The 21,630-nt window shown below is 58.2% G+C and carries 21 protein-coding genes and 1 other RNA gene; 10 read left to right on the top strand and 12 right to left on the bottom strand.

Translation table 11 applies throughout. From position 1 onward, the window contains the following. Positions 1-4 precede the first annotated feature (4 nt). Positions 5-886, top strand: a complete 882-nt coding sequence (locus tag KFE13_RS06730) for an undecaprenyl-diphosphate phosphatase (protein ID WP_260706397.1) — start codon at positions 5-7, stop codon at positions 884-886. 276 nt (positions 887-1,162) lie between these two features. On the opposite strand, the gene KFE13_RS06725 is transcribed toward KFE13_RS06730, so the two are convergent. The 3 genes from KFE13_RS06725 to era form a co-directional block, all read right to left on the bottom strand. Further along, positions 1,163-2,428, bottom strand: a complete 1,266-nt coding sequence (locus KFE13_RS06725; protein WP_260706396.1) for a Gfo/Idh/MocA family protein — start codon at positions 2,426-2,428, stop codon at positions 1,163-1,165. 23 nt (positions 2,429-2,451) lie between these two features. Continuing rightward, positions 2,452-3,417: a sugar phosphate isomerase/epimerase family protein gene (locus KFE13_RS06720; protein WP_260706395.1), complete on the bottom strand. Its 966-nt coding sequence runs from the start codon at positions 3,415-3,417 to the stop codon at positions 2,452-2,454. A 98-nt stretch (positions 3,418-3,515) separates the two neighbouring features. After that, on the bottom strand, positions 3,516-4,556 hold the full coding sequence (gene era / locus KFE13_RS06715) for a GTPase Era (RefSeq protein ID WP_260706394.1): 1,041 nt from the start codon (positions 4,554-4,556) through the stop codon (positions 3,516-3,518). Positions 4,557-4,676: 120 nt separating this feature from the next. Here era and ssrS point away from each other — a divergent pair. The 4 genes from ssrS to KFE13_RS06700 all read left to right on the top strand — a co-directional run bounded on the left by ssrS (position 4,677) and on the right by KFE13_RS06700 (position 7,835). Next, a non-coding RNA gene (gene ssrS, locus KFE13_RS18745) (6S RNA) lies at positions 4,677-4,864 on the top strand. Positions 4,865-4,882: 18 nt separating this feature from the next. Then, on the top strand, positions 4,883-5,629 hold the full coding sequence (locus KFE13_RS06710) for a prolipoprotein diacylglyceryl transferase family protein (RefSeq protein WP_449240095.1): 747 nt from the start codon (positions 4,883-4,885) through the stop codon (positions 5,627-5,629). Further along, positions 5,619-6,728, top strand: coding sequence for an RluA family pseudouridine synthase (locus KFE13_RS06705; RefSeq protein WP_260706392.1), 1,110 nt, complete (start codon positions 5,619-5,621; stop codon positions 6,726-6,728). Before KFE13_RS06710 ends, KFE13_RS06705 begins: the two co-directional genes overlap by 11 nt. 27 nt (positions 6,729-6,755) lie before the next feature. Next, positions 6,756-7,835 carry a VWA domain-containing protein gene (locus tag KFE13_RS06700; RefSeq protein WP_260706391.1) on the top strand — a complete coding sequence of 360 codons (1,080 nt, stop codon included), beginning with the start codon at positions 6,756-6,758 and terminating at the stop codon, positions 7,833-7,835. Here the strand turns inward: KFE13_RS06700 and KFE13_RS06695 are convergent, their stop codons facing one another. Both KFE13_RS06695 and KFE13_RS06690 read right to left on the bottom strand, forming a co-directional pair. Beyond that, positions 7,836-8,468 (bottom strand): response regulator, encoded by a 633-nt coding sequence (locus KFE13_RS06695; protein ID WP_260706390.1) that lies wholly within the window; start codon positions 8,466-8,468, stop codon positions 7,836-7,838. Beyond that, positions 8,465-9,880, bottom strand: coding sequence for a sensor histidine kinase (locus tag KFE13_RS06690; RefSeq protein WP_260706389.1), 1,416 nt, complete (start codon positions 9,878-9,880; stop codon positions 8,465-8,467). The genes KFE13_RS06695 and KFE13_RS06690 overlap by 4 nt, the downstream gene beginning before the upstream one ends. 183 nt (positions 9,881-10,063) lie before the next feature. On the opposite strand from KFE13_RS06690, the gene KFE13_RS06685 reads away from it, so the two are divergent. The 3 genes from KFE13_RS06685 to KFE13_RS06675 all read left to right on the top strand — a co-directional run bounded on the left by KFE13_RS06685 (position 10,064) and on the right by KFE13_RS06675 (position 12,604). Beyond that, entirely contained in the window at positions 10,064-11,008 is a 945-nt protein-coding gene (locus KFE13_RS06685) for a bestrophin family protein (protein WP_260706388.1), read from the top strand. 18 nt (positions 11,009-11,026) lie between these two features. Then, positions 11,027-11,902, top strand: a complete 876-nt coding sequence (locus KFE13_RS06680; RefSeq protein ID WP_260706387.1) for a universal stress protein — start codon at positions 11,027-11,029, stop codon at positions 11,900-11,902. Between the two features lie 123 nt (positions 11,903-12,025). Beyond that, a complete protein-coding gene (locus KFE13_RS06675) occupies positions 12,026-12,604 on the top strand; it encodes a hypothetical protein (protein ID WP_260706386.1) in 579 nt (192 codons plus the stop codon). Positions 12,605-12,610: 6 nt separating this feature from the next. Here KFE13_RS06675 and add read toward each other — a convergent pair whose 3' ends face one another. From add to KFE13_RS06655, 4 genes are all read right to left on the bottom strand, one after another. Beyond that, positions 12,611-13,651, bottom strand: a complete 1,041-nt coding sequence (gene add / locus KFE13_RS06670; RefSeq protein WP_260706385.1) for an adenosine deaminase — start codon at positions 13,649-13,651, stop codon at positions 12,611-12,613. Between the two features lie 9 nt (positions 13,652-13,660). Beyond that, positions 13,661-15,244, bottom strand: coding sequence for an amino acid permease (locus KFE13_RS06665; RefSeq protein ID WP_260706920.1), 1,584 nt, complete (start codon positions 15,242-15,244; stop codon positions 13,661-13,663). 137 nt (positions 15,245-15,381) lie between these two features. Beyond that, a complete protein-coding gene (locus tag KFE13_RS06660) occupies positions 15,382-15,537 on the bottom strand; it encodes a hypothetical protein (protein ID WP_260706384.1) in 156 nt (51 codons plus the stop codon). 47 nt (positions 15,538-15,584) lie between these two features. Then, on the bottom strand, positions 15,585-18,368 hold the full coding sequence (locus KFE13_RS06655; protein ID WP_260706383.1) for an ATP-dependent helicase: 2,784 nt from the start codon (positions 18,366-18,368) through the stop codon (positions 15,585-15,587). Between the two features lie 216 nt (positions 18,369-18,584). On the opposite strand from KFE13_RS06655, the gene KFE13_RS06650 reads away from it, so the two are divergent. After that, entirely contained in the window at positions 18,585-18,917 is a 333-nt protein-coding gene (locus tag KFE13_RS06650; RefSeq protein WP_260706382.1) for a hypothetical protein, read from the top strand. A 119-nt stretch (positions 18,918-19,036) separates the two neighbouring features. Beyond that, entirely contained in the window at positions 19,037-19,588 is a 552-nt protein-coding gene (locus tag KFE13_RS06645) for an LOG family protein (protein WP_260706381.1), read from the top strand. Between the two features lie 3 nt (positions 19,589-19,591). Here the strand turns inward: KFE13_RS06645 and KFE13_RS06640 are convergent, their stop codons facing one another. From KFE13_RS06640 to KFE13_RS06630, 3 genes are read right to left on the bottom strand one after another with little or no spacing between them, the layout of a single operon-like run. Continuing rightward, the gene (locus tag KFE13_RS06640) at positions 19,592-20,023 is read right to left on the bottom strand and encodes a DUF971 domain-containing protein (RefSeq protein ID WP_260706380.1); all 432 of its coding nucleotides are present in this window, start codon (positions 20,021-20,023) and stop codon (positions 19,592-19,594) included. 31 nt (positions 20,024-20,054) lie between these two features. Then, a complete protein-coding gene (locus KFE13_RS06635) occupies positions 20,055-20,834 on the bottom strand; it encodes a sulfite exporter TauE/SafE family protein (RefSeq protein ID WP_260706379.1) in 780 nt (259 codons plus the stop codon). A gap of 27 nt (positions 20,835-20,861) precedes the next feature. Next, positions 20,862-21,620 (bottom strand): ATP-binding cassette domain-containing protein, encoded by a 759-nt coding sequence (locus KFE13_RS06630; RefSeq protein ID WP_260706378.1) that lies wholly within the window; start codon positions 21,618-21,620, stop codon positions 20,862-20,864. Positions 21,621-21,630: the final 10 nt, after the last annotated feature.

The raw sequence follows: 21,630 nt of genomic DNA, 5'->3' as shown, positions 1-21,630 counted from the left end.
GGCTATGCCGATTGCTAAAGTCATCATCCTTGCCATTGTGCAGGGCCTCGCGGAGTTGCTGCCGGTCTCCAGCTCTGCCCATGTTGTTGTCGCCGAAAAGTTGATGGGGCTCGATCCCTCCTCCCCGCAGATGACCCTCCTGCTCGTCATGCTGCACACCGGCACCATGTTCGCTGTCATCGCCTACTTCTGGAAGCAGTGGAAGAAGACGTTCTTCTCCAGCTCCGATGCGTTCCAGCGCTTCGCCATCCGCGCCATCTGGGCCACCGTGCTCACCGGCGTCATCGGCGAAATTCTCGTCAAAGCCATCGAGAAGACCGCGTTCAAGGGCCTCCCCAAAGCCGAGATCGAGCTGCTCTTCGGACGCCTCGACCTCATCGCTCCCGCACTCTTCGCCGCCGGTGTCCTCATCTTCATCGCGGGCCTGCGTGAGAAAAGCAGCGCCGCGCAAAGCCAGGCCTTCGGCAACAGCGTCACCATGCGTCAGGCCGGATGGATCGGCGCGATCCAGGGTCTCTGCCTCCCGTTCCGCGGCTTCTCGCGCTCCGGCGCGACAATCTCTACCGGCATCTTGGCCGGGGCCAGCAAGGACCGCGCCGAGCGCTTCAGCTTTGCCCTCGCCGTCATCCTCACTCCTCCCGTCGTTGCGCGCGAAGCCATGCGCCTCGTCAAAGCCTCGCACGAGGCCGCGGCAACCGGGGCTCCTATCGATCTCGGCGGCAGCGTTGCCATCAGTCTCCTCGGAGCCGTCCTCGCCTTCTTCGCCGGTCTGGTCGCCTTGCGTTGGCTCAGCTCCTGGCTCGAGAGCGGACGCTGGTCCTGGTTCGGCGTCTACTGCATCGTTGCTTCCGCAGTCGTCTTCTATCTCCACCACATCGGCTATTAGGCAAGGGGGAACGGCTCGAAAAACTTGTCAAGCCCCAATTCCCCATAACCTCCACAATCCAAAGTGGATAGACGTTGCCGATTAGTTTCCTTGCGTTTGCTAAACTTAACTTAGTCAGTCAAAGAAAAGAATCCCCGGCCATGCAGCCGGGGATTACTCTTTTAGAATCAATATTTTTAGGCTTAAACCATCTGTCTTCAATATTTTAGCCTGTGCAAATCGCCTAACGTATTGAAAACGAGCGATTTGCATTCCCACCCCCCCAGGGGGAGGGGGTCAGGCGAACTGCTTCAGGTCCATGCCGAGCTTGTACTGTTCCTTGTCGGCCTCGATCTCCTGCCAGGTCACTGTCCGGCCCAGTTCGGCTGACTTGCGGCCCATGATGCAGCTCAGGGCGGTGTCGACGCCGGCACTGATCTGGTTGTGGAACTTACCCGAGGTGATGCTCTCGATGAAGCCCTTGTCCTTCATCGAATCGGAGTCGGCGAGGTTGTCGTGGAAATCCCCGTTGGCTGCAAACTCGCCGCCGGAGGTCTTATCACTGCCTGCCCAGATCCACGGCTCTTCGCCCATGATGCGCAGCGGGCCGCTGTACGGAGCCTCAGCATGGCCCTTGGAGCCGAAGATGCGCTCGGCGACGTCGAAGTAGTGATTCGGGTTGAACTGCGTTGAGGTGAAGCTGAACTGGACGTCGCCTGGATAGGTGAAGATCACCTCGTAGTTGTCGTTCGTGTCGCCGGGGAAGGTGACAACCTTGCGGCTGGCCTTGGCGTAGGCGCTGACCGGATGCGTCTGCATCACCCAGTTGATGACGTCGATGACGTGGATGTTCTGCTCCAGCAGAATGTCACCGGAGAGATTCTTGTAGTGCAGCCAGTTGCGCAGGCGGTACTCGTCCTGTGACTTGGTCGCTCCCTCGTAGGAGACCGACGGAGGAGAGTTGTAATACCCCGTGATTTGCGCGATCTGGCCAATCTGTCCGGCGTGGATGCGGCGCACCAGCTCGACGAACGGAGTTGCCGAGCGAATCTGGAAGCCGACCGCCATGCTCACTTTGCCGTCGTATTTTTTGCCGATCTCAAGCGCATGTTTGGTTTGCGGCACATCGACGCCGACCGGCTTTTCGCAATAAGCATGCTTCTTGGCCGAGACGATGCCTTCGAGATGCTCGACGTGGAAGAACGGCGGCGTCGAAATCTGCACGGCATCGACCTGATCGCAGGCGGCGATGGCCTTGAAGGCATCCGGTCCCTGGAACAGGCGCTTCGGATCAATGGGACCAAGGCCCAGAGAACTGTTGATCGTATCAAAATGCTTCTTGCCCTGCTCTAGCTGATTGGGGAACATGTCGGCAAGCGCCGTAATCTCAACGCCCGCATTCTTCGCGAACGACGTCGCTACCGAGGTGCCGCGGTGGCCGCAGCCAAGCAGTCCCCAGCGAACACGCGAGTTTGCCGCATAACCGAACGCCGTCTCCGGCTTGACGAACATAAGTCCCACCGCACCGGCGGCAGTTCCCTGAATAAACTTGCGACGATCCATCGTTGTCTTCTCCGTGTGTCGTGTTAGCTCTTCAACTTGGCGAGTATGCGCTCGAGGTAAACCTTCTCATCGCGCACATCGGCGACCTGCTGCGGACCTGAGGTCTCGCGCTCGATCGTGACCGCGCCCTTGTAGCCAAGAGCGTGCAGACCGGTGAGCACCTTCTCGAAGTCCACCTCGCCCTCGCCGATCTTGACCTCTTTGCCCAGCTGCATCGGGTCGGTCGGCCACTTGCCGTCTTTGGCGTGCATGGCGCGCACATAAGGGCCGATGATCTTGACTGCGTCGACGGGATTAGCCTTGCCATAGAGAATTAGGTTCGCCGTGTCGAGGCCAACACCAATCGTCGGACGATCGACGTCCTTAATGGTGCGCAGCACCGTGACCGGTGTCTCTTGCCCTGTCTCCATCAGGAATAACTGGCCGTTGCCGGCGCAGTGTTCGGTCAGTTCGCGGATCGCAAGCACGGCTTCCTCATAGAGCGGATCATGCGGGTCTTCGGGGATGAAGCCGCAGTGCGTCTGAATCTTGTCGATGCCCAGCAGCTTGGCGAAGTCCGAGGTCTGCTTGAGTGCGTCCATACGTGCTGCGCGATAGGCGCGCGGCACGATGCCGATCGTCGAAGGGCCTTCGGTGAAGTTCCACTTCAACGGCGGCGGCTGCACCACCTCGGCCGTCGTGGCGACGACGTTGTGCTTCTCCAGCGAGTCCTGCATGCGCTTGGCAAGATCAGGCGTGAACTTGCCAAGGTAGTTGTCGAGCGAGAAGAAGCAGGTGGGAAAGCCCAGCTTGGCGACCAGCGCAATACGCTCTTCAGGGTCGGGAAAGGGATGGATGAGCAGGCCCAGCGCCATAGGTTTAAATCTGGTCGAAGCAGGTTGCTGTGCTTCTGCATGGCTGGATTGGCCTAACGCGGCGGCTGCAGCAGCCATTCCTGCCGATGCAAGAAATGCGCGGCGATCCATTCCTGTCTGATGGCGAGTGTCCAAGGCGTACCCTCCCGATGATTTATTTCGGTAAGCGTAGTTTTTCGCTTGCCAGTCATTAAAGCATGGAAAGGGTAGAGTTGGCCGGATAATTCTGGCGTTTATTCGGCTTGCTTCGTAGCAAGCTCTTCAAGCTGGCGACGCCAGTCGAGGTCCTCGACAAAACTGGGCGAGCTGCGCCAGTCTTCATGCACCTTGACGAACAGCTCCAGGAAGACGCGTGTGCCCAGCAGAGATTCGATCTCCTTACGGGCCGCGGTTCCTATGCGCTTCAGCATCTCGCCGTTCTTGCCGATCAGGATCGCCTTCTGCCCGGCGCGCTCGCAGTAAATGGCCGCTGCGATCTTCGTAACAGGTAGCTTGCCATCTTTGGTCTTGCGCATCGAGGCAGGCTCTTCGTACCTCTCAATGACGACGGCTGTGGCGTAAGGTACCTCTTCGCCTGTAAGTAGCAGAATCTTCTCGCGGATGATCTCGGCAACGAGAAAGCGTTCCGGCTGGTCGGTAAGCTGATGCTTTGGAAAATAGCGCTGGCCCTCATTGAGATGGGCGACAACCTTGTCGAGCAGCAGCTCCAGGCCCTGCTTCTTACGCGCGGAGATGGGAATCACCTCGGCAAAGGGATAGAGCGCACTCCAATGCGCGATCAGCGGCAGCAGGTCGGCCTTCGGGACGGCGTCGATCTTGTTCAACGCGAGGATGACCGGGCAGTTGAGCTTCTTCACCAGCGAGAGAGCGAAGTCGTCCTCGCCCGCCGAGAGCCTGCGCTTCGCGGCAGCAGGCGACTTGTTCTCAGCGTCCCTTTCGCCCGGCAGACGATGCGTTGCGTCGACGATAAACAGGACAAGATCGCGCGATTCGAGCGCATCATGGACCTCCTGCATCATGCGCCGGTCCAGCTGGGTCGTTGGCTTATGCACGCCTGGCGTATCGACCAGAATGACTTGCGCGGCCGAGCGGCCTGCATCGGTCTTCGTCTTCTTGCGTAACGGCACCTCAAGCACGCCGTGGATACGTGTGCGTGTCGTCTGCGGCTTATGCGTGACGATGGCGAGCTTCTGGCCGAGCAGCGCGTTGAGCAGTGTGGACTTGCCGGCGTTGGGGCGGCCGATGATCGAGACGAATCCGGAGCGAAATGCCATTGGATCTATTATGCGCTGTCTGGCGACAGGATGCTGTTTCCTGCTGCGGCCTTACGCTTTCCTGCGCTCTACGTCAACTTGCAATGCAGCCGCGCGGCAGGTAGCATCACAACTCAAGAGACCGGCCTGCAAAGCAGGTGCGCGATCCACGCTGGTTGAACCAACATTCATTGAACAGGGGCCTGGCTCGTATATATGGTTCGGTGTGCAACGTCCGCCAGTCCGGAATGCCTAAAGAACCACGGCAGGGTCCCGCCGTCTTAGGACGGGTTCACCAGCGCATCTGCGCACGGCCCAGCGGGTCGGTCTTTTGCTCTATCTCACCTGTGTATCCCAACCTGCTCCACTTCGGATTTCTGACGATCCCGACCTTTGGTCTGCTCGCTGCTGTCGGCCTGATGGCTGCTCTCGCGCTCAGCCTGAAGACGGCGGCGATGGTTGGCCTCAATCCAGATCGGGTCTGGAACGCGGGAATTTTTATGATCGTCGCCGCATTCGTTCTTTCGCGGCTTCTGCTGGTGCTTACCAATCTTTCGAGCTTTATTACTTATCCGATCCTGCTGTTGATGGTGCCTTCGCTGACGCCGCTGGGCCTTCTGCTGACGACGATAGCGACTGTTGTATATCTACGCTTGCGCGGACTCAATCTGCTGCTCACGCTGGATGCGTGGGCCCCGTGTGCCGCTCTGGCATGGGCCTTTCTTGCGCTCGGGCACTTTGCGGAAAGCAGCGATCCGGGCCTGCCCAGTGGTCTGCCGTGGGCCGTACATGTGACTGCAAGCTCGCTGCGGCTGCATCCCGTTGCGCTCTACGTTGCGCTGGCTGCGGTAGGGATCGTCTTTGTGCTGTTGCGCTGTTTGCGCATCGAGCGTCACGAGGGAGACACGTTTGTGCTGGGCCTGCTGCTGAGCGGACTGGTGCAGTTTCTACTTACGTTCTTTCGGCAGCCGGATATTGCGGAGAACACCTTCGGCAATCTGCTCGATCCGATTCAGTGGGTCGCGCTGGGAATGATGGTTGTGGCGATGCTGGTTTGGCTGCAGCCCAGAAAGCAGGTGGTCCATGCCGTCTAAGAACATGCTTCCAAAGGGGCAGCGTCGCCGCACGGTCAAGCCGGAGTATCGCGCGACGCGAGGCGTTGAGCCTGCGTCCCCGCCGGTGATTCCGGTGCTGGAGATGGATGACGAGGCAGAGGACCGCATCCACGCATTCACCGCCGCAGCTGAAGCCGCCGGGTTACGTCTCGATCAATATCTGGCCCAGGCGATTCCCGACATCAGTCGGGCGCGCGTGCAATTGCTGATCGAGCACGGCCAGGTTCGCGTCAATGGTCAGACCGCGAAGGCCAAGCTCAAGCTGCAGGGAGGCGAGCAGGTCGAGATTGAGGGCGCTCCACATCCTCCTCCGCTGCATGCCTTTGCGGAGGATATCCCGCTTACGCTCCTGCACGAAGATAAGCACCTTGCCGTAATTGATAAGCCCGCAGGCATGACGGTTCATGCCGGATCGGGTGCGACCGAGGACGAGCGCAACCACGGCACCCTGGTGAATGCGTTGCTGCACCACTTCAATAAGCTCTCGCAAGTGGGCGGTGAGCTGCGGCCAGGTATCGTGCATCGGCTCGATAAGCAGACCAGCGGCATCATCGTCGTTGCCAAGGACGACAGCACGCACCGCAAACTGAGCGATATGTTTGCGGCGCGCGAGCTGGAGAAGACGTACATTGCGCTGGTCCACGGGCGGCTTCCGAAGGACAACATCACGGTGAACCTGCCGATCGGCCGTGATCTGGTTCGGCGTACGCGCATGACGACACGTCGTTCGGCAGATAGTGAGGGTGTTCGTCCGGCTGTCTCGCACATCAAGGTGCTCAAGCGAATTCATTCGCCGCAGTATGGCGACTTTACGCTGGTCGAGGTTCGCATCGAGACCGGGCGAACGCATCAGATACGCGTGCATCTGCAGGCGCTAGGACATCCTGTCGTTGGCGATACGCTTTACGGTGCACCGCATCATGTGGGGCAGCCTCTGGCAACGCTTTCGCTCGACCGCAATTTTCTGCATGCGGCCCGTCTTGTCTTCGTGCATCCTCAGACGAAGAAAGAGCTTAGGATCGAATCTCCTCTGCCGAAGGACCTGGAAGAGTTTCTGGCTGCTATTGATGCCGATTAGCGGCCAGTTTTGAGTAGAATAGTTCGAGTGATTGGTCTTGTCCGAATGAAGGGTTTTTTCTGGCCGCTGGCCGCTGGTCTTTTTGCTGTTTCGCTTAGCGCTGCGCCACTTTGCGCACAGGCTGCACCGGCTACGACTCCGGCACAGAAGCCTCAGCCTGCAACGCCAGCTCCGCCAGCACAAGCGCCTGCATCGTCCGCTCCGGTTGCCCAGACGCCAGCGGACCAGCAGAATCAGTCGCCGGACACATCGTCTCCTGACCTCAGCGCGCCGACGATTCGCGTGCAGGTGCAGGAAGTGAACCTGATCTTTACCGTTACGGATAAAAAGGGGCGTTTCATCACTGGCCTGCAACGTCAGAACTTCGGCCTGCTCGATGATGGCCGTCCGCCGGTTGCTGTTTTGCGCTTTACGCAGCAGACCAATTTGCCGTTGCGTGTAGGCATCATGTTGGATACGTCTAGCTCGATCCGGCAGCGCTTTCAGTTCGAGCAGGACTCGGCGATTGAGTTTCTTCTGCAGATTCTGCACCAGAACGATCGTGCCTTTGTGATGGGCTTCGATACCGAGACGGATATCACGCAGAACTACACCAACAACATCGACCTGCTGAACCAGGGGATTCGCAAGCTGCGTCCTGGCGGTGGAACGGCTCTATATGATGCACTCTACAAAACATGCAGAGACCAGATGCTGACGCTGAAGGAAGATGGTGCTGTTCGGCGTGCGCTTATTGTTGTCTCGGACGGTGATGATAACTACAGCCGCGTGCAGCAGTCGGATGCGATCAAGATGTGCCAGCGTGCCGAGACGATCGTCTACACGATCAGCACGAATGTCAGCCCCAGCAAGGACAAGGGCGATGAGGTGCTGCGCATTATCTCGGAGGCAACCGGCGGCATGCCGTTCTTCCCAATCAAGATTGAGGATGTCGCTGTCGGCTTCCACAATATTCAGGAAGAGCTGCGCAGCCAGTACTCGCTGGTTTATCGTCCAGCGGAGTTCAAGCAAGATGGTTCGTTCCGCACGATCTACCTGCAGGCGCTTGATCCACGCTACAAAGTGCGCGCCAGCAAAGGCTATTTTGCTCCGCGGCCTACTCCTTAGCTAGAGCTGATCGCGATATTTTTCGATTGCCAGCAGCACAAGCTGCGAGCGCGTGCGTACGCCTGTTTTGGAGAAGAGCTGCTGCAGCGTCGCTTTAACGGCGCTCTCCGAGATATTCAGATTTGTGGCGATCTCCTTGTTGGCCAGTCCCTGTAGCAGATAACGCAGCGTGCTGCGCTCCCTCTCGGTAAAGCGGATGGATTCCTGCGGACCGGCCGCCGCGACGATGGCCTGGAGATATTGCTGATCGATCAGCACACGCCCCTGCGCCACCTCAAGAATCGCACGCTGCAACTCTTCCGGCGATTCCTGCTTATGGAAGATGCCAGCAATACCAGCCTGGATCAAGGCGAGAGCGTCTTTGTCGGGGAGTCCTGCTGTGACGATCAGGACCTTGCCCGCAAAGTTTGTGGGCTTCAACCGCTGGAGGAATCCGAGTGCATCTTCTTCGCCAAGATCGTAGTCGAGTACGAGAATATCTGGAGCGGTTTCCTTCAATTCCTCTAACGCCTGCGCTGGGGAACCGCTTTGGCCCACGATCGCAAAGCGATCATCCGTGGCGAGCAGTCGGCGCAACCCTTCGCGAAACAGGGTGTGATCGTCCAGCAGGTAAATTCGTATCGCCGAGCTCATGCGTAGGTCTCGCCTGTCTCTGTATTATCCACGGAAGCTGCGTCATCTCCGGCTGCCTGCAGTGTCATAACAAAGCAGCAGCCAGTCTCTGTCGGCTCATAGCGCAACTCTCCGCCGAAGCTCTCGATGATTGCGCGAGAAACATAAAGTCCCAGACCGGAGCCGTCCGCCTCCGATCGAAATGGCTGAAAGAGATGCTTTGCGTCTTTGATCCCGCGACCCGTATCGCATATACGCAGGCGCACACTACTCCCCTGTGCGATGGTTTCAATGATGAGGCGCTTTTCGGCGGAGTGCTCAACTGCGCGCAGCGAGTTCTGCGAGAGATTGAGCAACGTCTGCATAAGTCCCTGTCTGTTTGCGCGAACTGCAATGTGAGCAGGAGCCTTCCATTCAAACTCTCCGCCGATGTCCTTCCAGTCCTGTTCGATGATCACCCTGAACTCCTCTGCGAGTTCGCGTAACGGGACGGCGGCCAGTGTTGCACGCGTCTGCTTCCGCAGATCGACAGAGGCCAGATCGCGCAGTCCTGCCGCAAGGTTTTTCAGTGCGATGAAGTCAGGGTCGGAGCTGATGGAGCTGCTTCGCCCCAGATTGGAGGCGACGACAAAGATCGCCGAGCAAAGGTTCCGTATCTCATGCGATACAGCGCTGGCAAGAATGCGATCATGGCTGGCGATTTGTTCGAACTGGGCATATTCGCGTTCGCGTACCTCGTTGGAGGTATCGACGACGATTGCGGCGAGGTGACGGCTGCGACCCTCGCCGTAGATGGAGAACCATGTTGTCGTCGGAACCAGTGTTCCGTCTCCTCGGCGCGCCCATGCTGCTGCCGTAGTGCTTACTTCTCCCAGCCCGGACGGTAGCAGCAACGCATCCTGGAAGACCTGCATGTATCTTCCGATGCCTTGCCCCAGCAGGATGTCTTCAGGTTGCAGCAGCGTCTCCGCGGCGCGGTTAGCCGCAACGATTTTTCCATCGCAGTCGACGGTGAGTATGGCGGCGGGACTGCTCTCGGCCAGGAGCCTCAATTGCTCCTGCGCGTGGCGACGCATCCGTTGTTCGTAGCGGATGCGCGAATAGTGCTTCAGGACATTTCTTCGCGAGTCGGCTATCTGATAGATCCATAGTCCGCATCCTGTGTAGGCGATGGTCGCCATGCAGAAGCGAAGCGCGTGCTCCAGATGAGTCTCGTCAGCAGTAAACAGGCCGCGTGTATAGGCGCAGAGAATCGCAGCCAGAAAAATCTGCCAGCGCGTAAACACCGTCGCCGCGATCATGACAGGGAAGATGTAAAAGATACCCAGTGAAAAGTCGAAATCGAAATACCACTCGAGCGTAACCAGGGTGCCTACCATGCCCGCGGCGATCAAAAGGATCAGCCCGCGGCTGCTGCCAGCGGGAAATCGCATACGGACAAAACGGCGATAAAAGGTCTGCACACAATCTATTAGAACTCGTTTCCGTCATTGGATGCGTGGCGAATAGCCAAAAGATAGGTTGCTTCCTATCTGCGATAACTCCAAAAGAGCGGATGGAAGATAGGAGCCGTAATGCGTGCTGCGACGTTCTAATCGGCATATGGAGAAGCTTCGATGATCGTTCGAGACAAACTGCCGCTGAAGAGAATATGGCCTCAGGCCTGGCGGAGGCTGCTTGTCCTTCTCGTCTTCGATTGCACCGTTGCGGTGATCTATTCGGTCTTTCATCACAAATGGATCTCACTCAATGGCCTTCCGGTCGCTCCGCTGGCATCGGCGCTGACGATCTTTCTGGCATTTCGCACGAACGCAGCTTATGGACGCTGGTGGGAGGCGAGGCAGCTGTGGGGCGGCCTCGTGAACACCTCTCGCGCTCTCGCACGGCAGTACCTCACCATGCTCGACGATGAGTCGGAAGACCCGCGGCGTCCGCCACTTCGCAACGAACTGGTCAAACACCAGATTGCTTTTCCTCATGCGCTGCGTTGCCATCTGCGAAAACAGACAGCACTCCCTGAGCTGCGCACTCTGCTGGGTGACGAGATTGCGGAAGAGCTGAGTGTTTACAAGAATCTTCCGGCAGCACTCACTTTGCGTACGGGTAAGCTCCTGCGTCAGGCGCGAAACGAAGGCATGCTCGATAGTTTTCGCTGGGCAGCCATCGACGAGAACTTGACGACGATATCCAATATCCAGGGAGCGTGCGAGCGCATCAAGAACACGCCGCTGCCGCGTCAATTCGACTATCTGCCTCGTGTGCTGGTCGACGCATTCTGCTGGCTGCTGCCGCTCGGCATCGTCGACGATCTCGGCCTGATGACGCCCATTGCCAGTGTATTGATCAGCTTTACGTTCATTGCTGCCGACCTGATGAGCCGCGAGATATCGAACCCGTTCGATAACACCATCCACGACACGCCGATGACGGCGTTGTCACGCACGATTGAGCTGAATCTGCGCGAACAGATGGCAGAGACGGACAAAGAGCGCGGATGGGAAGAGCACTCAAGGCAGCGCGTGCGCCGTGACGTGATGCCGGTTGATGGATTTGTCTTCTAAGAAGGGAAGGGGAACGCTATGCTGCACAAGATTAAGGAGATTGTCTTTGCTACCGATTTTTCGGACTCCAGCCACGCCGTGATTCCCGCCGTAGCGCAATGGGTGGACATGCTGGGTGCGAAGCTGACTCTGCTGCATGTCTACAACCCGGCCAGAACGCTGTATCGCGAGGCGGAGACGCTTCTGCAGTCCTTCTTTGCGGAGGCGGATAACTATCCGCACTGCGACCGCGTGCTGGTAAGCGGCGATCCTGCGGAGGGGATCGCTGCTTACTGCGAGCGGCACCACAATATTCTGCTGATGCTTCCTCCCAGCGATCTGACGGGGCTTCCCCGGCCGTGGCACCGATCGATGCGGGCACGGCTCATCAAGCGGCTCAATGTTCCCATATGGACGCTGGGCCGCGTCAATGTTGGCGAAACTACAGCTGCTTCACATCGCCACATCGGAGTCTGGCTGGGTAATCCGGAGGAGGGCCTGTCGCATCTGCAGCAGGCCGCGCAGTATGCGTCGGAGACGGGAAGCACGCTTCATCTGCTGCACATCGTCAACGAGATTAATGAAGGTTCGCTGCTGACTCCTCTGCTATCGTCAGCCCCGATGGGCGAGGAGACAGCGGATGCGTGGCTACAGGACATTGCAAACTCGCTCGATCCCGCCTGCAGAGTCGAAGTGCACGTCGCGCAGGGCAAAGCGAGTCGCGAGCTGCCCCAGCTGCTTCGCAAAAGTGGGGTCAACATGCTGATGGTCAGCCATCAGGCGGCGGTGCAGGGAAGCTGGATCGGGCCGGCGATCAATCCTGTCTTCGGCCGATGCGCCATCAGTTTTATCAGCATGCCGTACCGCGGCCGGTTTGAGGAAGTCCTGCAGCAGGTCGCTGTCTCTGCTGCATAGTTAGCAGGATCAATGGTTTGCGTTGAGCGGCGCAGAAGGTCTCGGCCTGGATGGAAAATGCTTCCAAGGAGCATAACTATCCAGGCCGATTCGTGTCTAAATGGAGAGAGGCAACTAAAGAATATGTCTCGTCTTTCATGTCGTACTCTCTCCCTGGCTGTAACTCTTGCACTCAGCACGACAGCCCTTTTCGCTCAGCAGCCAGATGGCGTTTCGCAGACGCTCAACCAACTGGCCGATCAACCGGCGACCCATCTCTCTGTCACGTTCGATCGATCGATGCTGGACTACGCCAGCACTTTTATCGACAACGGCAGTGCGCAGGTGAGGCGCGCTTCGGCGCAGCTGCGCAGTATCACTGTTGATACGTATCACTATCAGCGGCAGGCGTTCTACACGCCTGAGGCGATGGGCTCCATCATCTCTACGTACCATGCGGCTGGTTGGAAGCATCTGGTCGATGCGAACACCACGCCAGCTGCCAGTGCGCAACCTGGACATCCCATCACCGACCTATGGTTGCATTTCAATGGCGCCGAGATTGATGACGTTACGGTGCTGGTGCGTGCGCCGCGCGATATGAACCTGATTCAGATCTCATGCGCGTTACGGCCGCTCGACCTGTTGCATCTCAGCGGGCACTTCGGCATTCCCAAGGTCGATCCCAACGCAGTGATGGTTCCGGCTCCCGACGGACGTTGAAGCAACTCAGATCTGGCCGTATTGTTCTACGCGTTGCAGCAGGGCAAGTTTGCGTGCTGGGTCGAGAAAGCTTGCTTCGACTGCGTTGGCAGCCAGCTCTCGCATCTGCTCGAGCGTGAATCCGTACTGCATCTGTGCCAGTACGTATTCTTCCAGCAGGTTGCTGCCGAACATTGGCGGATCGTCTGAGTTCAACGTCACCATCAGTCCCGATTCAAAATAATGCCGCAGTGGGTGCTCGTCGAAACTCTTGCAACAGCCTGTCTTGATGTTGCTGGTGACGTTGATCTCCAGCGGTATCTGTTTCTGTGCGAGTATCTCGAGCAATTCCGGGTCATGCTGCGCCGACAACGCATGTCCGATTCTTTCGGCGCCGATATTGATCGCCGACCAGATGCTCTCGGGTCCGACGGATTCGCCAGCATGTGCGGTCAAACGCAGGCCCCCCTCTTTGGCTTCTTTGTACAGATCGCGGAACTGGTCGGCGGGGCCGCGCGCTTCATCACCGCCAATACCGATGCCAACGAAGCTCGGGTAGAGCACCTTGATCTCTGCTGCTTTGCGGAAGACCTTAGCACCCTCTTCTACGCCGAAGTGCCGCACGGCGTCGACGATCCATAACACGGTTACGCCAAAGTCGCGTTCACCGCGAATCCTTCCACGCTCAATCGCTTCGACGTAGGGCTCGACCTCGGTGCGTTTCCAGTAGTAGATGATGCCGAATGAGACGTAGACCTCGGCATGTACGACACCTTGCGCCGCCAGGTCGCGGATCATGTTGTAGGTGATGAGCTCATAGTCCTCAGGCCAGCGCAGGCGTTCGGTCACGGCTTTGAACGAGCCCAGAAAGCCGAGGAAGTTCTCATACTGATAAAGAGCCTTTGCAGCCTCGAGTGTGAGCGGCTCCTTATCGTGCCTCTGACTCAGTTCGACGAGCGTCTCCGGTTTGATCGTTCCTTCGAGATGCAGGTGTAGCTCTGCCTTTGGTAGTCCGCGCAACCATTCTGTTACATCGATCTCGCCGTTTTTCTTCTGCTTTCGCGCCATTCTTCTATCTTAGGCTTCAGGCGCGTAAAACTCACTCCGCTTACGGCTGTAGAAGGCATAGACGAACAGCCCGACGATCAGCCACACAAAGAAACGCAGCCACGTCTTTACGGGAAGCCCGGCCATCAGCAGCATGCAGAAGAAGACGCTCAGCAAAGGAATCACAGGGCCGAAGGGGACAGTAAACCCACGATGCCTCTCCGGCTGGCGAGAGCGTAGAACCATCACGCCGATCGACACCAGCACGAAGGCGAACAGGGTGCCGATGTTCGACATCTCCGCAAACGTGCCTACGTCGAAGAGCCCTGCCGGAATCGCAACAAGAAACCCAGCGACCCACGTCGCGAACGCAGGCGTTCTGAACCGGGGATGCACCTTGCTGAACGCACTCGGCAGCAAGCCGTCGCGCGACATCGCAAACCACACACGCGCCTGACCAAGCTGAAATACCAGGATGGAGGAGATCATCCCCACAATGGCGCCAAGCAGCACTGCGAGCCTCACCCAGTGCAGGCTGTGTCCGCCTGGCAGCAGCGATACACGCTTCAGCGCATTCACTACAGGAGCAGCATCGCCGGCAACAGTCTTCCACGGCACAATGCCGCACAGCACCGTGGCCACACCGATATAAAGGATCGAGCAGATGATGAGCGTCGCGAGAATGCCTATCGGAACGTCCTTCTGCGGACATTGGCATTCCTCGCTTGCGGTCGACACCGAATCGAAGCCGATATAGGTGAAGAAGATGATGGAACCGCCCGCCAGAATGCCGCTCCACCCATTCGGCGAGAAGGGAACGTAGTTATTCGGATGAATGAAGCTGAGCCCGGCAAAGATGAAGATCAGGATCGCAATAATCTTCACCAGCACCATGATGTTGTTCGTTCGTGCCGATTCGCGGATGCCGCGCACCAGCACAACCGTCAACAGCATCACAATCAGGAAGGCAGGGATGTTGAATCCTGCATGCCATCCGGGCAGGTAGATATCGTGTCCCTGGAGGTCCTGCAGGCCCAGCGGCAGGTAAGCAGGAGACAACCACTTCGGCGAGATATGCAGCCCGAGCCAGTCCAGCAGGTCGACGACATGCGCGGCAAACCCTACGCTCACGCTCATGTTGCTGAAGGCATACTCAAGGATCAGGTCCCAGCCGATGATCCATGCCACCAGCTCACCCAGCGTGGCATAGGTATAGGTGTAAGCCGAGCCGGCGATGGGGATCATGCTCGCCAGTTCTGCATAACAGAGTCCGGTGAGCGCACAGACAATCGCGACCAGTACGAGTGAGACGGCAAGCGCAGGCCCTGCCCCGGGGCGTCCGGCGACAGCTCCACTTGTGTGATGCAGCAGGCCGACGATCAGGTCGATGACAGGAGAGTCCGAGAGCTTGGCCTCCATCGCCGGGTTGCCGCCGATGGCCGTGCCGATCACCGTAAAGATGCCCGATCCAATCACTGCGCCGATTCCGAGCGCAGTAAGGCTCACCGGTCCCAGCGTCTTCTTGAGCGCCGTCTCCGGACGCTCCGACTCCGAGATCAGTTTGTCGATCGATTTGGTCTGAAAGATTTGCCTGGCCAGCGCCCTGCTCCTCAGCGAAATTGTCCGGGGATGCTCTGGGGGAGTCGTCCCGGACCCGCCCGATACAACAATACAGCGTCGAGAAAGAATCTCTTCGGGGGAGGAGCTGGTCAACCGGGCCTGAACCCGGTTGACCACTCAACTGCGTCTGCTTAGCGCTTCGACTGGCCGCGCGCCAATTTCTTGACCTTGGCCTTTTGCGCGCCACGCGGAGTCGTCCGCTTGCCCTTTGGAGCAGCCTTCTTGCGCGCCGCGCGCTTTACCTTCTTGCGTTCTACCTTGTCTGTAATGCTCTTGGTATTTGCCATTGAATCTTGCTAATCACTCTCTAAAAAAAATAATGTTGCAGCAAACTTTAGAGGCGCTCCAGCTGGGCAAACTTCTCCACCAGCTTTTTCACGCCATGCTGTTGAAATTGTACTGTAATCTTGGCGTCATCCCCATCGCCTTCGCGACGAAACACCGTTCCTTCGCCGTATTTCGGGTGCCGGACCCGCGTCCCCTGCTTGAGCCCGGTCTTACCAGTTGACTCCGGAGCCTCAAGCTTCGGCCGGGCCGAGCCCGTCCCGGGCTTCTGCCCCCGGCCCGCGAAGAAGCTCGCTATATTGTCCAAAGACCCCGAGCCACCCACAGGCGTCTTTCCTCCGAACCGGTTTTTGCTATACGAGGAAGCAGCCCCTCGCTCGCCGCTCTGGTCCTCGTCCTCGTAGCTCCAGTGCCGCTCGCCTGCCTCGGTATCGCGGCCTCCGAACCGGTTCGCCTTCGGATAGGGGGTTGCATACATTCCACTGTAGTCTCCGCTAAATTGAGGCCGGGCTGGTGGGCTGCCCAGGTCCTCCACCAGCCGCGAAGGCACTTCTTCGAGGAAGCGCGAAGGCACAGTGGAGTCCGGCGCATCGCTTCCATACCGCCTGCGATATCGTGCGCGGGTCATCACCAGCGTGTCCATGGCGCGGGTCATGCCGACGTAACAAAGGCGGCGCTCCTCTTCGAGACCGGTGGGGTCCATCATCGTTCTCGCGCTCGGAAACAGCCCCTCCTCCATGCCTGTCAGGAACACCAGCGGGAACTCCAGGCCCTTTGCGGCATGCAGCGTCATCAGCGTCACGCGAGCGTCCGCAGAGTATTGATCGGCATCGCTCGCCAGCGCGGCATGATCCAGAAACGCATCCAGCGTCTCGCCGCGCTCTTCGGCGTCCTGTGCGGCATTGGCCAATTCCTTCAGGTTTTCAATTCGCGAAAACGCCTCCGGTGTTCCTTCATCTTCGAGAGCGCGGATATATCCGCTACGGTCGTTGAGGAACTTGATCAGCTCAGGCAATGTTGCCTTGCCGCCAGGTGTGCGAAACGCGGGGCGGCCATCTGGTAGAGGTGTGTCATCCTGAGCGGAGCGTAACGGAGTCGAAGAATCTGCGGTCGTCCTCTTTGAAGTTTCCTTCAGTACTACGGGAGCAAACGGATTGAAGCTGGCTGCCTCAATTCCATGCGCCCCATCGGAGTCGCGTGCGTTCTCCGGGGCAATCGTCGAAATCTCTTCGCTGGGCCCAAAATCGAAGGCGAAGTTGAATGTCGTATCGAAGGCGGCATCGCCCTGCTCTTCGGGTTCGGCAGCCTCGATGATCTCCGTGGGCTCTTCCTGAAACGCTGTCACGTCGAACGATGCATCATCGCTGGCGTCATCATTCGCATCTGCGGTCAGCTTTTCCGCAAAGTCTGGTCCCAGCATGGCGCGAGCATCTTCAATCAGACGGCGAAATCCCTCAAGCGCATTGAGCGTACGTTGCGGCAGGAGACGTTCTTGCATAGCGCGCGCCATCGCATCCCACGTGCTGATGCCCGTGCCCAATGCCATCCGCTCCAGCGTCTCCATCGTCGTCTTGCCGATACCGCGGGCGGGGGAGTTGATCACACGCTGCAACGCAATCGAGTCGTGAGGATTCTGCACCAGCTTCATGTAGCTCAGCAGGTCCTTCACTTCGGCGCGGTCATAGAAGCTGAAGCCGCCCACCATGTGGTACTGAATCTGGTAGCGACGAAGCGCTTCTTCTATCAAACGGGACTGTGAGTTCGTGCGATACAGCACGGCGCATCGCGGCGCCTCCTCCTGCTGTCCGGCTTCACGCAGATAACGATGGATGCGGTCCGCGATAAACAACGCCTCGTTCTCGCCGTCGGGGGCTTCGTAGTAGCCGATCAGCGATCCGCCCTCGCGCGATGTCCACAGGTTCTTTCCTTTGCGCTGTGTGTTCTGTGCGACCACCGCGCTGGCGCCCTCAAGAATAACCTGCGTCGAACGATAGTTTTGCTCCAGGCGAATCGTCTTCGCGCCGGGGAAGTCTTTCTCAAAGTCGAGAATGTTCTTGATGTCAGCGCCGCGCCAGCTATAGATCGACTGGTCCTCGTCGCCTACGACGCAGATGTTCTTCTCCGGGCCGGCCAGCAGCTTCATCAGTTCATACTGCGGCCTGTTCGTATCCTGATACTCGTCGATCATCACATAGCGATATCTGCGGTTGTATCGCTCGCGAACCTCAGGCGAAGATTTCAACAGGCGCACTGTCTCCAGTAGCAGATCGTCGAAATCCATCGCATTCGCTTTCGCCAATTCCTTGCGATAGATCTCGAAGATGTGCGCAATCTTTTCCTCCATCGGATTCGTCGAGGCGAGGAAGTATTCCTGCGGATCGATCATGTGGTTCTTCGCCCAACTGATTCTTCCCAGGGCAACGCGAGGTTTCAGGCTCTTGTCATCGATGCCCAGCCTCTTCAATGCAGCCTTCACCACCGCCTGCTGGTCCTGCTCGTCATAAATGGCGAATGTCTTCGTCAGCCCGACTCCGTTTACGCGCAGCGCTTCTATATCCCGCCGCAGCACACGCACGCAGAAGCTATGAAAAGTAGCAAGTGTTGGTTTTGCCAGCGAACTGTGCCCAAGAATCTTCTCAACGCGCTCCTCCATTTCTTTGGCGGCCTTGTTGGTAAAGGTCACCGCGAGGATTGCGTCCGCAGGCACACCGCGCTCTTCAATCAGATAAGCGATTCTGTGCGTAATCACACGCGTCTTGCCGCTGCCTGCACCTGCCAGCAGCAGTACAGGACCATCCACCGTGCGAATCCCATCCTGCTGCTGGGGATTCATGTTCTCCAAAAGATGACTCAAACTGGTACACGCTCCATCTTCAATTTTATCGCTCGCGTAACAAATCCACGTCTCGTCACCATTTCCACACGTCTCGTCACTTCACGAAATTCGTACGGAACTTCTCTGAGTCCAATGCGTATCGACATACGAAGAGCTTGCTGAACCATGGCAGCAGGCCCATCGATCGAGAACAGGATCAAACTGGAGCTAACAATGAAATTCCGTAATCTTTTCGCAGCCTCAATCGTCGCTACCTCTCTGCTCGCTTCGCCTGTCGTTCATGCCGCCGGGCTCAATTCTCCGGTTCATGCCATGTTCGGCAAAACGAAGACCATCAAGCTTACGCTGTTGAATGACTCCGGCGCTCCCATGGAAGTGAAGGCCGGCGATGATGTCATCAAGCTTGAAGCGGGCAAGCCCGTCACCCTAAGCCTTGCACCTGGAACGCGCGTTGTCTCCAACACGACGACAGAAAAGTCGCAGGCTGGCTCACTGATCGCCGAGGTCTCGAGCTCGCTCAACGGCGCCACCATTCACATCAAGTAATACTGAAATAGTTGTGGCTCCCCATCCGGCCCCTGAGGCGGCGCTCAAGTTCAGAGCATCGCCTCAGAGGCCGCAACTCCGTAATATGCCTTTATTGATGACTTGATATCCTCAGAACTGTGATCGCTAACATCGCAGTCTTCTGCTCCTCGGCGAATGGTTCAAACCCAATCTACCGCAGTGCAGCTATCGAGCTCGGACAGGCTCTCGCGCAACGCAACATCGGTCTCATCTATGGCGGAGCCAACGTTGGCCTGATGCAGGCTGTCGCTGAATCGGCCCTCGCCTCGGGAGGGCGCGTCGTCGGCGTTATTCCTGAAGTCCTGGTCGATCTTGAGGTCGCTCACCAGGGCATCACCGAGCTTCACGTCACCAGCACCATGCATACGCGCAAGGCGCTGATGGGCGAGAAATCCGACGCCTTCTTCATCCTTCCCGGAGGCTTTGGTACGTTCGAAGAAATGTTCGAAGTCCTCGCCTGGCAGACGCTCAAACTGCACCGCAAGCCCATCGTCCTGCTCAATATCAACGGCTTCTATGACAAGCTGCTCGACTTCCTCGACCACTGCGTCGCAGAAGGTCTGCTCCGGATGGCCAGCCGCGAGATACTTCTCGTTGCCAACTCTGTCGAGGATGCTTTTACGAAGTTAAGTGCTGCAAAAACAGACTAAAGATCAGCTCTTCTGCGAGCACGATGCGCAGTCGCAGACACGGCGCAGGTACTCCCACGAGTAGATTCCGGCCTCGTGTCCGTCCGACCATTTGAACTTCACTGCATACTTTCCTACAGGAGTCACTTCCACAGGACGAGCCGGAGCCTCATACATCGGCAGCAGCGTCTGCGGCTTAGGCTTCGCTTCGCCGGGTTTGCGTCCGTTGTTCTCGCGCTCTTCGTGACACGTGGCGCACGGACAGGCATTGCGCAGCCATACAAAGTTCCACGAGCTGCGATGCCCGTCCTTCCACTCGATCTCAACCCCCGTGCCTTCCGTCTTATGCACCCGCACCTTCACCGGAGTCACCGCATCTGCGGGCAGCTTCCGGTCCATCGCTTCTTCGCGCCGCGCCTCATCAGCGCTTACAATCCGTATTCCTTCGTGACTCATCCTTCATTCCTTCTACTTCCCAGCGGCTGATCTACCCATTTCTCCAGAAGAAATAGGCCGCCATCGCGCATCCTGTAATCACAACGACCGCACGCAGCATATTCGGATTCATCTTCCTCGAATAGTGCGCGCCCACATAGCCACCTGCGCCTGCAAAGACCATCGAGATCAAGCAATACCGCCACATGACAGCACCGGTAGCGATGAATGTCAGCACGGCGACAAAGTTCGACGTGCACGCAGCCAGCACCTTCAGCGAGTTCAGCGCATTCATCTCCTCAACGCCAAACAATGCCAGCGCCGTCATAATCAGAAATCCCGCCCCCGCGCCAAAGTAGCCGATATAAAAGCACACCGGCAGCAGCACAAAGAACAGCGGCACTAGCGCCGGTCGACGATCCGTATGCGGCTCTGCCGATCTTCTCCGCAGCCAGCGCGAGACCGGCCCGCTCAGCCCGAACAGCAGCGAAGCCACCAGCAACAGCCACGGAACCATGTGCAGAAAGGTGATCTGCCGCGTCTTCAGCAGCACAATCGCGCCGGTGACTCCGCCGACGACCGAAGCGGTAAGCACAACCGGCAACAGATCACGCCGCAGGTCTCCGCGCAGTGCAGCTACTGAAGTCAGCTGACCTGGCCATAGGGCGACCGTATTTGTTGCATTGGCCTGGATCGGCAACACGCCTACCGCCAGCATTGCGGGAAAAGATAAAAACGATCCGCCGCCAGCCATCGCATTCATCACGCCAGCAATCAGCGAGGCTATCACAAGCCACGTGTAGCGCCAGTGCATGCTGAGCTCAGAGATCATCTCCTCTTATTGTATCTATCGTGAACCCTAAGCCGTCCGTATCTCCGGAGTCGCCGCAATCAGCTCCTGCGTATATCTCTCCTGTGGAGCACAGCACACGCTCTCGCACTCACCCAGCTCGACCAGGCGACCCTTCTGCATCACGGCAACCCGATCGCATAGATAACGCACCAGCGGCATCGAGTGCGAGATGAACAGATACGTCAGCCCCAGCTTCTCCTGCAACTCGCGCAGCAGATTCACCACCTGTGCGCCCACGCTGACATCCAGCGCGCTCACCGGCTCGTCCAGCACAACGAACTCCGGACGTAGCGCCAGCGCCCGCGCGATATTGATCCTCTGTCTCTGGCCGCCACTGAACTCGTGCGGATACCGCTCCAGCGCGCTCTCTTCCAGCCCTACTTCACGCAGCATCTCTCGCAGCCGCTCTGCCGTGCAGCGCTCTTTGTGGATCGCAAACGGCTCCGCAAGAATCTCCCGCACACGCATGCGCGGATTCAGCGCCGCAAACGGGTCCTGAAAGACGACCTGCATCTTCCGCCTCAGAGCACGCATCTCGCTCGTCGAAGCCTGCAGCAGATTGCGCCCGTCATAGAGCACCTCGCCGGCGGTTGGCTCCACCAGTCGCAGCAGCATACGTGCCACCGTGCTCTTGCCCGAGCCCGACTCCCCCACCAGGCCCAGCGTCTCGCCACGCGCAATCGCGAACGATACATCGTCCACCACGCGCGCCGTCGCGCCGTAATCCTTCACCAACCCGCGTGCTTCTACCAGCAGATCCGCCAAGCCATCCTCG

The organism is Edaphobacter flagellatus, from assembly GCF_025264665.1.
GTDB lineage: Bacteria > Acidobacteriota > Terriglobia > Terriglobales > Acidobacteriaceae > Edaphobacter > Edaphobacter flagellatus.
The sequence above is the reverse complement of the archived record's forward strand: the minus strand, read 5'-3'. Positions and strand labels throughout refer to the sequence as shown.